General features: G+C 58.7%; 15 protein-coding genes and 1 riboswitch. Of the genes, 1 reads left to right on the top strand and 14 read right to left on the bottom strand.

Translation table 11 applies throughout. From position 1 onward, the window contains the following. Positions 1-51: 51 nt before the first annotated feature. From ribE to ACP26L_RS14440, 7 genes are all read right to left on the bottom strand, one after another. Positions 52-720, bottom strand: a complete 669-nt coding sequence (ribE, locus tag ACP26L_RS14470; RefSeq protein WP_426453482.1) for a riboflavin synthase — start codon at positions 718-720, stop codon at positions 52-54. A 29-nt stretch (positions 721-749) separates the two neighbouring features. After that, positions 750-1,865, bottom strand: coding sequence for a bifunctional diaminohydroxyphosphoribosylaminopyrimidine deaminase/5-amino-6-(5-phosphoribosylamino)uracil reductase RibD (ribD, locus tag ACP26L_RS14465; protein ID WP_426453480.1), 1,116 nt, complete (start codon positions 1,863-1,865; stop codon positions 750-752). A gap of 383 nt (positions 1,866-2,248) precedes the next feature. Beyond that, positions 2,249-2,420: riboswitch (FMN riboswitch) on the bottom strand. 29 nt (positions 2,421-2,449) lie between these two features. Further along, complete coding sequence (locus tag ACP26L_RS14460) at positions 2,450-2,881, bottom strand: peptidylprolyl isomerase (protein WP_426453478.1); 432 nt, start codon at positions 2,879-2,881, stop codon at positions 2,450-2,452. A gap of 147 nt (positions 2,882-3,028) precedes the next feature. Beyond that, the gene (lysA, locus tag ACP26L_RS14455; RefSeq protein WP_426453477.1) at positions 3,029-4,363 is read right to left on the bottom strand and encodes a diaminopimelate decarboxylase; all 1,335 of its coding nucleotides are present in this window, start codon (positions 4,361-4,363) and stop codon (positions 3,029-3,031) included. 283 nt (positions 4,364-4,646) lie between these two features. Then, on the bottom strand, positions 4,647-6,701 hold the full coding sequence (locus ACP26L_RS14450) for a spore germination protein (protein ID WP_426453475.1): 2,055 nt from the start codon (positions 6,699-6,701) through the stop codon (positions 4,647-4,649). Positions 6,702-6,769: 68 nt separating this feature from the next. Then, complete coding sequence (locus ACP26L_RS14445) at positions 6,770-7,195, bottom strand: stage V sporulation protein AB (protein ID WP_426453474.1); 426 nt, start codon at positions 7,193-7,195, stop codon at positions 6,770-6,772. 3 nt (positions 7,196-7,198) lie between these two features. Beyond that, positions 7,199-7,846 carry a stage V sporulation protein AA gene (locus ACP26L_RS14440; protein WP_426453472.1) on the bottom strand — a complete coding sequence of 216 codons (648 nt, stop codon included), beginning with the start codon at positions 7,844-7,846 and terminating at the stop codon, positions 7,199-7,201. Positions 7,847-8,038: 192 nt separating this feature from the next. On the opposite strand from ACP26L_RS14440, the gene ACP26L_RS14435 reads away from it, so the two are divergent. Further along, a complete protein-coding gene (locus tag ACP26L_RS14435; protein WP_426453471.1) occupies positions 8,039-8,248 on the top strand; it encodes a DUF378 domain-containing protein in 210 nt (69 codons plus the stop codon). A gap of 150 nt (positions 8,249-8,398) precedes the next feature. Here the strand turns inward: ACP26L_RS14435 and sigF are convergent, their stop codons facing one another. The 7 genes from sigF to ACP26L_RS14400 all read right to left on the bottom strand — a co-directional run bounded on the left by sigF (position 8,399) and on the right by ACP26L_RS14400 (position 13,261). Continuing rightward, positions 8,399-9,154, bottom strand: a complete 756-nt coding sequence (gene sigF / locus ACP26L_RS14430; protein ID WP_013916438.1) for an RNA polymerase sporulation sigma factor SigF — start codon at positions 9,152-9,154, stop codon at positions 8,399-8,401. Between the two features lie 12 nt (positions 9,155-9,166). Then, a complete protein-coding gene (spoIIAB, locus tag ACP26L_RS14425; RefSeq protein WP_426453469.1) occupies positions 9,167-9,613 on the bottom strand; it encodes an anti-sigma F factor in 447 nt (148 codons plus the stop codon). After that, positions 9,610-9,963, bottom strand: coding sequence for an anti-sigma F factor antagonist (gene spoIIAA, locus ACP26L_RS14420; protein WP_426453468.1), 354 nt, complete (start codon positions 9,961-9,963; stop codon positions 9,610-9,612). Before spoIIAA ends, spoIIAB begins: the two co-directional genes overlap by 4 nt. 181 nt (positions 9,964-10,144) lie before the next feature. Beyond that, on the bottom strand, positions 10,145-11,323 hold the full coding sequence (locus ACP26L_RS14415) for a D-alanyl-D-alanine carboxypeptidase family protein (protein WP_426453466.1): 1,179 nt from the start codon (positions 11,321-11,323) through the stop codon (positions 10,145-10,147). A 104-nt stretch (positions 11,324-11,427) separates the two neighbouring features. Further along, positions 11,428-11,973 carry a YhcN/YlaJ family sporulation lipoprotein gene (locus ACP26L_RS14410; protein ID WP_426453464.1) on the bottom strand — a complete coding sequence of 182 codons (546 nt, stop codon included), beginning with the start codon at positions 11,971-11,973 and terminating at the stop codon, positions 11,428-11,430. A gap of 246 nt (positions 11,974-12,219) precedes the next feature. Beyond that, a complete protein-coding gene (locus ACP26L_RS14405) occupies positions 12,220-12,594 on the bottom strand; it encodes a hypothetical protein (protein ID WP_426453463.1) in 375 nt (124 codons plus the stop codon). Between the two features lie 262 nt (positions 12,595-12,856). Continuing rightward, positions 12,857-13,261, bottom strand: a complete 405-nt coding sequence (locus ACP26L_RS14400; protein WP_426453462.1) for a flagellar protein — start codon at positions 13,259-13,261, stop codon at positions 12,857-12,859. Between the last annotated feature and the right edge of the window lie 252 nt (positions 13,262-13,513).

Here is a 13,513-nt window from a genome sequence, read left to right as displayed (position 1 = left end):
TCCAGTACGGTGTTCTCCTTCTCCCCCGCCCAAGCCTGTCCGAAACGCTTCTTAGAGGAATCCGTTATCGCTCAAAAACTGCGCCGTCAGACGGCCTCCGGACCGGGAGGCGCCGGCGCCTTCCCCTCCACGGAATCCAAGAAGCCGCTCAATGTACTTGCCGAGCACGTCCGCTTCGAGATTCACTTCATCCCCCGGCTGCTTGAACTGCAGCACGGTCTCGGCAAGGGTGTGCGGAATAATGGACACCGAGAACTCGGCACCGTCCGCCTCCACTACCGTAAGAGAAATGCCGTCGATCGTAATGGAGCCGTGCGGCAGTACGTACTTGAGCAGTCCCGGGTCCTTAGGAGAGACCCGGAACACGACGGCGTTCGCCTCCGCGCTCCGGCCCGTGATCGTTCCCGTGGAGTCGACATGCCCTTGTACGATATGCCCACCGAACCGGCCGTTCGCCGCCATAGCCCGCTCCAGGTTTAAGGTGGAGCCCGCCGAAAGCCTCTCAAGATTCGTCCGGCGGAAGGTTTCGGGCATCACGTCAACCGTGAAAGAATCTTTGCCGTAAGCTACGACGGTCAAGCAAACTCCGTTGACCGCAATGCTGTCGCCGAGCTTCACGTCCTCAAGCACGCGTGATGCGGCAATGGTCAGCACCATGGCCTCCCCCTGCCTGGCGATCCGCCGCAGTGTTCCGATTTCTTCGATAATGCCTGTGAACATTCCTTATTCCTTCCTTTCGCCGCCGCACCCTAGCGGCCGGCAGCCTCATAGCTAGGATAACCTGTGAAGCAGACATCCTCCCCGTAGGTCTCCACGGTCATCCGTTCCAAACGGATCGCCTGGCGCATAGCGGGAAACCCGGCGAAGTCGAACGTACCGGGGGCCGCCGCCCCGCCGCCGATAATCTTCGGCGCGAAAAAGAGCACGAGCTTGTTGGCCAGCTGCCGCTCCAGGAACGCACCGGCCAGGCGGCCGCCCGCTTCCACCAGGACCGAGCCGATCTCGAGTTCCCCAAGATGCGCCAAGGCGGCCTCAAGATCGACGGCCGGCCCCGGGCCGCAGTCGATGACCTGCACGCCGAGCGCTTCGAGTTCCCGCCGGCGGCCTTCCGGCGCTTCCGCAGTCGTAAGCACGATCACGGGCGCCGCCCCGTCATGCAGCAGCTTCGCCTCCAGCGGGATGCGAAGCCCCGAGTCGGCGATCACACGGATCGGGGAGAGCCCGGGGACCGGAAGCCGGGTCGTCAGCTGCGGGTCATCGGCGATCACCGTGCCGACGCCCGTGAGGATCGCCTGGTGGCGGTGCCGCAGCGTATGCACGTAGCCGCGCGCGGACTCCCCGGTGATCCATTTGCTGTCGCCGCCCGCCGCCGCCACCTTGCCGTCCAGCGTGCTCGCCGTCTTGATCGTGACGAACGGCCGGCGGGTGACGATGTACTTGTTGAACGCCTCGTTCAGGGCTTCGGACTCTGCCGCGAGCACGCCTTCGGTGACCTCGATCCCCTGGGAGCGCAGACGCGCTATGCCTGTGCCGGCCACCAGGGGATTCGGGTCCACCGCGGCGACGACCACCCGCTTCACTCCCTCGCGGATCAGCCGGTCACTGCAGGGGCCTGTGCGGCCGTGATGGCTGCAGGGCTCCAGGGTCACATAGGCTGTACTTCCGGCCGCCTCGGCGCCAGCCATATTCAGCGCATGAACCTCAGCGTGTGCATCGCCCCGCTTCAGATGGGCGCCCATACCTACCACACGGCCGTCCTTGACCAGCACGCAACCCACCACCGGGTTGATGCCCGTTTGGCCCGCCGCCGCCGCGGCCAGCTGCAGTGCAATTCGCATATACGTTTCATCGTTCATGATACTCATGTTACTCCACTCCTCCCTGTCGTTTGTGCAAAGCAGCCTACCCCTTCAACCGCACACTGCTCCGCACTTTCTCCGGTAGTCTTCCCGGTAAACGCACGTAGACCCCTTTTGCCGAAGCAAAGAGGGGCCTTGGGAATTGCGGTATCGCGATAACGGCTGTACGAAAGTACACATGCGCGCCGGCTTAAATGCCGGAAGTCGCATGCGAAAGCTTGGATTAAGCTCATCCCGGAGGGAAAAGTACGGCTGAACGCAAACCGCCCTAAGACCGCCTGCACCGAAACAGACAATGCCCAACATCGCATGTCTGCGGCGGCGCAGCCAGCGGAGGCATCCCCGTTGTGCTCGCAGCTCTTCCCGGACCGGTCGTTCGATCCGTCTCGCTTCCCCTTCTCCCATCCAGACTATACTGTCGGTCTCGGAATTGCACCGAGTCCACCGGCTTCCTCCTGCGGTTCAGCAAGGAAGAAGCTCGGGTCACGGACTGAGTGCGGCTCTACTGCTGAGCCGCCCATCACCGCCGGTAGGGAATTTCACCCTGCCCCGAAGGTTCAAGCTATTCAATTGATACAGGAACGGAAAGATTACACTTCCACTACCTGCACCGTCTCCATTTTCTCGCGTCCTTTGAACGCATCCACATGCTCCATGCCTTTGACGACTTTGCCGAACACCGTGTGCTGGCCGTCAAGATGCGGCTGCGGCGCATAGCAGATGTAGAACTGGCTTCCGCCCGTGTTACGGCCGGCGTGAGCCATAGCCAGCGTTCCACGCTCATGCTTGTTCGGGTTGATCTCGCAGTTGATCGTGTATCCCGGGCCGCCTGTCCCGGTACCGTGCGGGCAGCCGCCTTGCGCTACGAAGCCCGGAATGACGCGGTGGAACGGAATGCCGTTGTAGAAACCGGAGTTTGCCAGCTTCTCGAAGTTCGCCACCGTGTTAGGCGCATCGTTCTCGAACAGGTCCAGTACGATTTCATTGCCGTCCGTCATCTTGATAATCGCTTGTTTTGCCATGATATGTACGCTCCTTAGCTTCTTGTCCATAATGGGTGGCCGCCAGTCCGGCGGCCGATCTACTCTATTCTACTATGAAACGGGCTCCTGCACAAATAGGCCGGCCGTCCCCGGGCTAACGGAGGATTCGGCCAAGCCCATCCGCACTTAAAGACTCTTGGCGACAGAACGCTGCATCCGCTCCGGAATCACGTCATTGCCCACCAGATTCTCGTATGTTTCTCGCTTCACAACGACTTCCGCCTGGCCTCCTTTGACGAAGACGACCGCGGGACGGCGAATCCGGTTGTAGTTGCTGGCCATGGCATAGTTGTATGCACCCGTGCTGCCTACAGCAAGCACGTCGCCCGACTTCACCGCCGGCAGCTCTACGTCCCAGATCAGCATATCGCCGCTCTCGCAGCACTTGCCCGCGATGGAGACCGTCTCTTCCACTGCCGCGTTCGCCCGGTTGGCCAGCAGCGCTTCGTATTTGGCGCCGTAGAGCGCCGGCCGCGGATTGTCGGTCATGCCTCCGTCCACGGCGACATACTTGCGCACGCCCGGAATATCCTTATAGGTGCCGACCGTATAAAGCGTAGTTCCGGCTTCGCCGACAATGCTGCGGCCCGGCTCGGTCCAAATCTCCGGCAGCGGGTAGCCGTGCCGGCTGAACGTCGTCTTCACCGCATCCGTAATGGCGCGCACATACTCCGCGACAGGCAGAGGCGTATCTCCTCCAACATAGCGGATGCCGAAGCCTCCCCCGAGGTTGATCACCGGGAAGAGGACGCCAAGCTCCTCACGCATGCGTACTGCGAAGTTCGTCATCTTGTCTACAGCCAGCTCGAAGCCGCCTACCTCAAAAATCTGAGAGCCAATATGGGAATGAATGCCGAGCAGTTCGACATGCGGGAGCGCGGCAGCGTTCTCCACCGCCTGCTTAGCCGCCCCGTTGCCGAGGTCAAATCCGAACTTGGAGTCTTCCTGTCCGGTCGATATGAATTCATGCGTATGCGCGTCCACCCCGGGCGTGATCCGCAGCAGGATCTTCATCTTCTGCTTCTTCTCGCCGGCAATGGCGTTCAGCATCGCAAGCTCTACGAAATTGTCCACGACAATGCAGCCGATCTTGGCGTCAACCGCCATCTCCAGCTCCTGCGGCGTCTTGTTGTTGCCATGGAAGTGAATCCGCTCCGCCGGAAACCCGGCCTGCAGCGCGGTATACAGCTCGCCGTCCGAGACGACGTCTAGGGACATGCCTTCTTCCTCCACGATCCGGCACATGGCCATGACGCAGAAGGCTTTGCTGGCATAGGCTACCTGGAACGGCAGGCCCGAAGCGCGGAAAGCGTCCACGAATTCACGGCAGCGCTGACGGATCAGCTCTTCGTCCATGACATACAGGGGGGTGCCCCACTTCGCGGCCAGCTCGACCGTGTCGCAGCCGCCGATCTCCAAATGTCCTTGCCCGTTGATTTTACTTGTGCCGTGTAGATACATCGTGTCCTGCCCCTTTTTCCCCTTGAAACAAACCTCCCGCCTTGAAAGGACGGAGGATGCATATGGATAATAAAGTAATAGTCCTATCGTTTTACATTACATTAAAAGTACCATATGTCCCCCGGGTTGACAACAGTTAAGATCACCCGCCTGCCCGCACTTCATGAGCATGCGGGAAGGGGCGCTGGCGCGCCGCAGCACAAAGAGAGTCCCTTGCCGGGACTCTCTAAGGGCACTTACCCGTAAGCTGCCCGCCCTCTGTTCATCTGTCCCCGTCCGGCCGTTACTTTGCGGGCTGCCTTGTACGGTCCGACGTCTTATTCAGACTCATACGGGTCTTCATCGTAAGGAAGGGGCGCCGCACCAGGATATCGTACATTGCCTTCAGATTGAAGGGGATGAACGGCCACATGTACGGGGTGTTGTAGGAGCGCTGCAGCGACAGGAACACCACCAGGAAGGTGGATGCCAGCACGAAACCCGGCACGCGGAAGATTGCGGCGGCCGCCAGCAGGCCCAGCCTTGTGATCCGGTTGGCCAGCGAAAGCTCATAGCTGGGGGTGGCGAACGTGCCGACCGCCGCTACGGCCAGGTACATGATGACTTCGTTGACGAAAAGCCCCGTCTTGACTGCAATATCCCCGATCATGATCGCCGCGACCAGGCCCATCGCCGTGGCCAGCGGCGTCGGCGTATGCACGGCCGCCATCCGCATCAGGTCAATGCCGAGCTCGGCAATCAGGAACTGTCCGAGCAGCGGGATGAGCGCTTCTTTCTGCGGCCCGACAAACTCCAAGCCTACCGGCTTCAGCTCTGGGGAGGAGACGATCAAGTACCAGAGAGGCAGCAGGAAGATCGAAGCGGCGATTCCGAGGAACCGCACCCAGCGCAGATAAGAGCCGACAAGCGGCGTCTGGCGGTATTCCTCCGCATGCTGCACATGGTGAAAGAAGGTGGTCGGGATGATCATGACCGAGGGGGACGTGTCCACCATGACAATCACATGGCCTTCGAGCAGGTGGGCCGATACCACATCCGGCCGCTCGGAGTACCGTACCATCGGATACGGGTTCCATCCCTTTCCGACAATCGCCTCCTCCAGCTGCTTCTCCGCCAGCGGCAGTCCGTCGACCTCCACACCCTGGATCTTATCCTTCACGGATTCCACAAGCTCCATGTCGCAGATATCGGAAATATATGCGATACAGACATCACTCTTCGTCCGCTGGCCCACCTTCGTAAGCTCCAGCTTAAGGCGGGGATCCCGGATGCGCCGGCGGACCAGCGTCACGTTCGTCATGAGGGTCTCGACGAAGCCGTCGCGGGAGCCGCGCACGACGCGTTCGAGGTCCGGCTCCTCGGTGTTGCGGGCCGGGAAACTCTTGGCATCCACGCAAATGGCTTCCGAATGGCCTTCGAAGAAGAACGCCGAGCCGCCGGCTCCAACCGCATCAATCACCTTGCCGAGCTTCGAAGCCTTCTCGACCTGGATATGCGGAATCAGCGCTTCGTCGAACAGGTCAATGATGGGGAGTCCGCCGAGCTTCCCATCCTTCTCCCCATCTCCGCCCCGCGCGTCCCCGGCTCCAGCCCCGGAACTCCGCCGCTCGTCGAGATTCTCTCTGCCGTCAAACGCCTCATGACGCTTGCCCTGCCCGTAATCCGCATAGGACAGCCGCTCGAGCACCGAGATCAGCGCCGTATCCTTGGCGAATCCGTTGTAATAAAAGACCCCTGTCTTCTGGCCGCCGAACACCATCTCCCGGAAGATCACGTCGAAGCTTTTGTGCAGCCCGACCTGCTCCTCCAGCGCACGCTTCAGTTCCCCGAAATCCGTCGGGATCGCATCCGCTTCTTTCAACTCCTCTTCACGCGGGGTAAGCCGTTTTTGAGCCCTCAGCGTCTTGTCGTTCTTCTCACCGGGACTTACCTTTCGGTTCTCCTTATTTGCCTCCAGCCGCTGCTTCTCCGGCTCTTTCTTCTCTTGCTTTTGATTTTCAGGCTTTTGACTCCCGGGCTCTTGATTCCCAGGCCCCTTCTTTCCCGGGTCCCGCCGGTGGGCATGAATGATATTCCCTTCGATATCAATCTCGAGCTTTTCAAGCTCCTCTTTTTGACGCTCGGGCAAGACCAGCTCCGCCCTGCGGGACTTCCCCGCGGATTTCTCCGCCAGGCTCTCTTCCTTAATCTCCTCCAGCTTCGCTTCAAGCTCTTCTTTCAGCTGCTCCTTCAGGCTCTCCTCCCGCTCCTTCTCCGGCTCGGTATGCGCCTCTACGTGATCCTCTCTGCGCAGCGGAATGCTTTTGATCAGCTTGGCCCGTTTCAACTGCTTCTGCATCTATCCAAGCACCTCCTGTGTCTGTCCGGTCCTGTGAACCGAATTATGTACCTCTGCCCGTTAAGCCGTTATCCCAGTACGCCGAGCCATTCGGCCAGCGCACCGAGCACCTTGCCGAGAATCATCGCCATGAGCAGCCAAATGATGTAGCTCTCCATCCCGATCCGCTTCGCGAGGATGGGCAAGACGTTGATTACCTCGGTCAGTGCGGCGGCCAGCATCCCCACGAAGCACCCGGCAAGGAGCCCGAAGATCGACGATGCCAGCGGGAAGAGCCCGTATTCCCATTCGAAGAAATCCGTTAAGGTGAAGAACAAGGCGCCGCAGATCACGGCTCCCTCGTACCAGCGAATCTTGGCGTAGGAGCGCGTAAGCTGGGCAAGACGGGGGATGATGTCGAGAACAACCAGGAAGGCCACCAGCCCGCTTCCCACCGCCAGTCCGCCCGCCAGTCCCGTGAAGACAAGGACGGTCCATGCCAGCATATCGCTCATCCCTCATCCTTCCCCCTCCCTCCGCACCGCCTCCGCATGGATCCGGTGGTACTCCTCGGTGATGATATAATGGTTGACATTCTCCTGGTACATGAACATTTCCACTTCAAGCGGGCTCGGTTCCTCGTTGAATTTTTTCTTGAAGAGGTGATTGAAGAACACGATCATCCCGAGGCCGATGCCGACGGAGTAGGGAATCTGCAGCAGCAGCGGGTGAGCGGACTCCCTGCCCGTCAGCAGCTTGTAGATGTGCTGATGCACCTGCGCCATACTGACATCCGCATGAAAATTCATAATCGCAAGGCCGGAACCCACGAAGAGCAGCAGCCACACGAGGGCCAGCAGCAGCAGGTTCGGCGGCTTGGTCCTGCCCCCGATCTCCACGAGCGTATGCGGCTCCCCGAAGTATTCGATGGCGAGCTCCGGAAAGCGGGCCTTCACCTTCCGCACAATGAGCATCATGTCGATCAGAACGACCGAACCGTCCGCTTCCTTCGGCTCATAAAGCACGACGTTCTTCAGTTCCTCCTCGGAGTCCAGCCCGGTGAGCAGAACCTGGGCCACCTGCCCGAGCCGGATCGGCTCCCCGCGCCCGATCCTCCGGTTTTTCCGCAGACGGATATAGAGAGACGGCACCGAAGCAGGCCCCATCGCAGATTTCCTCCCTTACCAGGCTTTATGCTACTTATCGGTAGTATGAGCCCCGGCCGATGCCGCATAACCGCTTCTCCCCCTTCCAAAAAGTGGTTTCCCCCGCCGCGCATAGCTTTCTCCTCCGCGTAGGAGAGTAAACGTGAGCATACCCGTTACTTCCACTAAAGCTGCAAAGGATGGTGTCAGGCGATGGAAAAAGTGGCTCTTACCCTGGTTATTGTCGGTGCGCTGAACTGGCTGCTCGTCGGTCTGTTCGAATGGGATCTTGTAGCGGCTCTGCTCGGCGGCGAAGCACACCGGGAAGCGTCCGGCCTGGCCAGAATCGTATATACGCTTGTCGGCCTGACCGGCCTCTACTGTACGAAACTCCTGTTCCGTGAGGACTCCCGTGCCAGGTAGTTCAAGCCCAGCTTCCACAGACCAAAAAACCGCCGCGCCTCCAGGGCACCGCGGTTTCGGGGAACGGATGGAAAGCCCCGAATGCGATCGATCCGGGGCTTTCAGCCGTATGCGTATTACCGTTCAACTAAAGGATTGCACCGTCTGCTGCTACTGGGCAATCTGATTCTTGATGGACTGCAGAATCTTTTTCTCGAGCCTCGACACCTGGACCTGCGAGATGCCGAGGCGGCTGGCCACCTCCGACTGGGTCTGGTCCCTGAAGTACCGGAGGTAGACGATCAGCCGCTCTCTCTCGCTCAGCGAGCCGATCGCTTCATTCAGTGCCAGCTTGTCGAACCACTTGTCCTGCGTATCGTCGGCAATCTGGTCCATGAGGGTGATGGGATCGCCGTCGTTCTCGAATACCGTCTCGTGGATGGAGGACAGCGGCTTGTTCGCTTCCTGGGCGAACACGACATCCTCCGGCGTAATACCGAGCTCCTCGGCCACCTCCGAGATCGTCGGCAGCCGACCGAGCGTCTTCGAGAGCTCGTCGCGCGTCTTGCGGATCTTGTTCGCCAGCTCCTTCAGCGAGCGGGACACCTTGAGGGTGCCGTCATCCCGCAGGAACCGTTGGATTTCGCCGATAATCATCGGCACGGCATACGTGGAGAACTTGACGTCATAAGACAAATCAAACTTGTCAACCGACTTCAGAAGCCCGATGCAGCCGATCTGGAATAAGTCTTCCGCTTCGTATCCACGGTTCAGAAACCGCTGCACGACCGACCAGACCAGCCGGATATTGCAGTTCACAAGCGTCTCCCGGGCCAGAGAGTCCCCGGATTGGCTGAGCGCGATCAGCCGTTTGACTTCGGTATCGTCCAAATAGGTATGCGAGGCTTTCTTCAAATCCACATCCATAAGATCAGACCCCTAATTGAATAAGGCTTTTTTCGATTCGATTCGCTTCTTCATCTTGATGACAGTCCCCTTGGAAGGGGTCGAGATGACATCCACCTCATCCATGAAATTCTCCATAATTGTAAACCCCATCCCGGAGCGTTCAAGCTCCGGCTTCGACGTATAGAGCGGCTGCTTCGCCAGATCCAGATCCTCAATGCCGCTGCCTTCGTCCTCCACCTGGATCATCACCGTATCTCCCTCGATCTCCGCGAAGATCGTCACAATCCCGTCGGTACGGTTGTCATAACCGTGAATAATGGAGTTGGTGACCGCCTCGGAGACGACGGTCTTGATATCCGTCAGCTCGTCGAGCGTCGGATCAAGCTGGGAGACGAAGGCCGCTACCGTTACCCGGGCGAACGATTCGTTCTCGGAGCGGCTCGCGAATTTCAAGGTCATGAAGTTGCGCTCGCTCATAAGGCCACCTCCAGACTTTGCAGCGCCCTGCTCTCGTTATCTTCGACCGATACGATTTTGAACAGCCCCGACATCTCAAAGAGCCGGTAGACGGAAGGATTCACGTCGCACACGACCATCCGCCCGCCCTTGGCCGTAATCAGCTTGTACCTGCCGAGGATCACGCCGAGCCCCGAGCTGTCCATGAAGCTCAGATCCTTAAGGCTGAGAATGATATGCGAGACATTCCCTCTCAGAATGGCTTCTTCCATCTTCGCCTTGACCGCGTCGGCCGTATGGTGATCAAGTTCCCCGTTCAGGCGCACGATCAGCGTTTTGCGGTGATGCTCCAGTTCGATCTGCAGACTCAAGCGGCTTCACTCCTTCTTGGTTCATAGCCACTAGTTCTACGCCCCGGAAACCTTTTCCTGCACCCCCGACAAAACTAGAAGAATTGCGCCACAACTAGAAGAATTGCGACAAGGGTGCCGCCATAATGCACAAAAGTCCCCGCTCGGCGTCTATCTTCTGCGGGGACTCTCGGTGTGTGGGTTAATCCAGGAACAGCATCTTCTTCGCGGTCCGCTTGGTCAGCGTCCACCAGCCGGCTTTCTTGACTTCAACCGGGGATTCCAGCGGAAATTCGCTCAGGACCTGGTCTCCCTTGTAGACTACGATCTTGCCGATCGCCTGGCCCACGGCAACCGGCGCCTTCAGATCCGGGAGCAGCTGCACTTCATGACGGATCCCGTCTGCCGCCTCGCCCTTCTTGAGCAGCAGGGAGTAGGAATGCTTCGCCGTCAGAGGAACGACCGGCACTTCACCCTTGCCTACCCTCATCTCACCGATAGCGTCACCGGTCTTGTAGATCGGCAGGGTCGTGTACTGCGAGAACGAATAGTCGAACAGGCGCGTCACTTCGGCGTTGCGGGTCTTCGTATCCGGCTCGCCCATCACGACGGCAATGATGCGCAGGTTGTCCCGCTTCGCCGTAGCGGAGAGACAGAACTTCGCTTCGCTCGTATACCCGGTCTTAAGGCCGTCGGCACCGCTATAGAAGCGCACCAGCTTGTTCGTGTTGACCAGCCAAAAAGGCTTCGGCGTCTCTTTACGAAGGTAATCCTGATACTGCCCGGTGAACTTCGTGATCTCCTCGTGCTTCAGCAGCTCCTTGGACATCAAAGCGATGTCATAAGCGGACGATACGTGGCCTTCGGCCGGCAGACCGTTCGGATTGACGAACTTCGTGTTCTTCATGCCGAGCTGCTCCGCCCGTTCGTTCATCAGACGCACGAACGCTTCCTCGGAGCCCGCAATTTTCTCGGCCATCGCTACCGACGCATCATTGCCCGAGGCCATCGCAATGCCCTTGAGCATATCCTGGACCGTCATTTCCTCACCCGGCTCCAGGAAAATCTGGGAACCGCCCATCGAGGCCGCATATTCGCTCGTCGGCACCTTATCATCCATCTTGAGCTTGCCGGCGTCGATTGCTTCCATGGTGAGGAGCATCGTCATAATCTTCGTAATCGAAGCGGGCGGCAGCTTCGCATCCTTATTCTTATCAAAGATGACAGTACCGGTGTCCGCATCAATAATGACGGCGGATGTGGCATTCGGCGCCAGATCGACCTGCGGCGCACCCTTGCCCTCTTCGGCCAGCGCCGCAGGCAGCGCAAGCATCAGCAAGAGCTGGGCGGAAACAAACCATTTGAGTACTTTGGAGATCATACCTGTTCTACCCCTCCTGGCCATAGCTTCTAAAATGATTGTGCTCTTCTCTAGTGTTGACCGGTTGCAAGCAATTTATTCCAGCTGCATGCAGCCGAGTGCCGTCAATCTCCTTCCCCAGGAAAAGCAGCCTGAACCAGCTCGGGAAACTCCCGGTTGAAGCCCGGCATGCTCCCCCCGCGGCGGACCGCTTCGCTGTAGTCCTGCAGCCGCTTCATAAAGTAAGCGTGCGTGGTGACCCGGATGCGTTCCGCCGGTGTGCCGCTTAGACGCACCGCCTCGATGATCCGCTCCCGCTGCTGCGTACCCAGCCTGCCGTCCGGCTCGTCGAGCGCCACGGCGGCGATGGCCTCCCGGCGGTGTACGACCACGCAGGCTTCATTGATGCCGGGCACGGCTTCCACCGCCGCCGCCGCCTCATCGGCCGGGACGATCTGCTCTTCCCGCTCGGAAGGCCGGCCCGGCTGCATCCGGCTGAATTTCATGCCTGCCCCATACGCCCGCACCTCCCCTCCGCCGGGCCGCCGGGCAGGCTCTCCCGTGCACCCGCTGACCGTCAGGGCTGCAAGCAGGAGGCAGCATACGGGAGCAGATGTACAGCCGGGCGGCAGGAAACGGCGGAGAGATCGGTTACAGGAACGCAAACGCATGGACAGCTTCCTTCCTTTCTGCACTTGGCATGCACTTGGGATGCACCTTGCTTGCCGTGACATGGAGTGTCATAAAAGGTAGTATGCTGCCTTCTCCCCCAGGACATGCATGATGCTGAATATTTAAGCAGGCTGACGGGTTAGGCAGATGCATTTTCATACAAACAAAAAAAGAGGAAAGCCCCGGAAACAAGTTCCGGAGCTTTCCTCTTCTATTACGTGAGCCAGGGGCCGTATGTCGATCGATTACTCGACCACAAACTTGGCATGCATCTCAGTGTGGCCAGGACCGCAAGGCAGCGCACAAACCACTTCATACTCACCCGGCTTCTCGAAAGTGAAGTCGGCTGTTTTGGTGTTGCTGTCGAGCTTCACGCTTGTCCCTTTGATCTCAACCGCGTGAAGGCCTTCCTTATTCACCAAGGAGAGCGTTACTTTCTCACCGGCTTTCGCCTTGCCCGAAATTTCGAACTTGTAGTTCGAAGCATTGAACTTCAGCGACGGGCCGGCTGTAGCTTCCTTGGCGAGCTCGGCTTGGCGAGCCGAAATGTTCTGGAAGAGCACGCCCGTTCCGAGGAGACAGGCGACGATGAACAGTGAAAACATAATCCACTTTTGCATAGGTATTCCCCCCTTACACGACGAAGACGTATAGTATTATTGTACAAAAACCAAGCCAACTTACACATGCCTTTTGGAGCTCTACCCGTGAAAAATTTGTGACAAATCGCCGCTCGGGCTGCAGCTAGGATTCCCTCTGACATTTTAGCATAAAAGTGCCGGACAACCAAACCCGGCAGGCAAAAGATGTCATTCGGAAGAGCAGAAGGCCTGTCCGGTCTTGGACAAGCCTGTGGGGGGAGGCCGGCGTAACCTCAAACCTTCAGCGGTAAGCCGCATTCCGGATCTGGAAGGCGGACGGCCGCGGTGATTTCTTCGCTTCCTCCTCCTTGAGGATATGCAGGTCCGTGATAATACGGACCCGGCAGGAACAGCAGAGGTGATGCTGGCGGATCGGCGATTGGCACGAATTGCAGGGGTAGGTCAGATTCGGGTAGCTCGCCAGATGAAGACGGTTCTCCTTCAGGAAGACCGTGATTTTCTTCAGCGGCACGCCGGTCGCTTCCTTAAGCTGCTCGGTCGTTGCCCTGCGGTTCTTCCGGAGGTAAGACTCGCAGCGGTCCAGCTCATCATCCAGGGACCGGCAGCAGTCCTGGCACAGATTGCGGATATTGATCTGATACACCTTACCGCACGCAGAACAGTGGGCTACCTTCAGCATGGTCATGACCGACCCCTTCTTTCTCTGTATATTGGTCAAATGGTTCTCTGGTCTCTTCGTTTGATGTAGTTCTTTATGCCCACATTGTAGCACAAGATACCCACTTCTTCATAGGGGTCGCCAAAAAAATCCCGAGGTAACTTTCTCCTCGGCTAACGGTCCCTCTCCAAGTCATACTAATGATGTAGTCGGAACGACGATATTCACCTTAAGGAGGGGAAGCCAGATGGCAAAGCAGCAGGGTCACGGCAACCAGAA

This window comes from Paenibacillus sp. S-38 (assembly GCF_049942825.1).
In the GTDB taxonomy this organism is placed as follows: Bacteria; Bacillota; Bacilli; order Paenibacillales; family NBRC-103111; genus Paenibacillus_G.
This window is presented reverse-complemented; position numbering and strand designations above follow the sequence as displayed.

Coding starts and splice junctions, on each gene's coding strand:
- ribE (WP_426453482.1), bottom strand. CDS start 720: ATGTTCACAGGCATTATCGAAGAAATCGGAACACTGCGGCGGATCGCC.
- ribD (WP_426453480.1), bottom strand. CDS start 1,865: ATGAGTATCATGAACGATGAAACGTATATGCGAATTGCACTGCAGCTG.
- ACP26L_RS14460 (WP_426453478.1), bottom strand. CDS start 2,881: ATGGCAAAACAAGCGATTATCAAGATGACGGACGGCAATGAAATCGTA.
- lysA (WP_426453477.1), bottom strand. CDS start 4,363: ATGTATCTACACGGCACAAGTAAAATCAACGGGCAAGGACATTTGGAG.
- ACP26L_RS14450 (WP_426453475.1), bottom strand. CDS start 6,701: ATGCAGAAGCAGTTGAAACGGGCCAAGCTGATCAAAAGCATTCCGCTG.
- ACP26L_RS14445 (WP_426453474.1), bottom strand. CDS start 7,195: ATGAGCGATATGCTGGCATGGACCGTCCTTGTCTTCACGGGACTGGCG.
- ACP26L_RS14440 (WP_426453472.1), bottom strand. CDS start 7,846: ATGGGGCCTGCTTCGGTGCCGTCTCTCTATATCCGTCTGCGGAAAAAC.
- ACP26L_RS14435 (WP_426453471.1), top strand. CDS start 8,039: ATGGAAAAAGTGGCTCTTACCCTGGTTATTGTCGGTGCGCTGAACTGG.
- sigF (WP_013916438.1), bottom strand. CDS start 9,154: ATGGATGTGGATTTGAAGAAAGCCTCGCATACCTATTTGGACGATACC.
- spoIIAB (WP_426453469.1), bottom strand. CDS start 9,613: ATGAGCGAGCGCAACTTCATGACCTTGAAATTCGCGAGCCGCTCCGAG.
- ACP26L_RS14415 (WP_426453466.1), bottom strand. CDS start 11,323: ATGATCTCCAAAGTACTCAAATGGTTTGTTTCCGCCCAGCTCTTGCTG.
- ACP26L_RS14410 (WP_426453464.1), bottom strand. CDS start 11,973: ATGCGTTTGCGTTCCTGTAACCGATCTCTCCGCCGTTTCCTGCCGCCC.
- ACP26L_RS14405 (WP_426453463.1), bottom strand. CDS start 12,594: ATGCAAAAGTGGATTATGTTTTCACTGTTCATCGTCGCCTGTCTCCTC.
- ACP26L_RS14400 (WP_426453462.1), bottom strand. CDS start 13,261: ATGACCATGCTGAAGGTAGCCCACTGTTCTGCGTGCGGTAAGGTGTAT.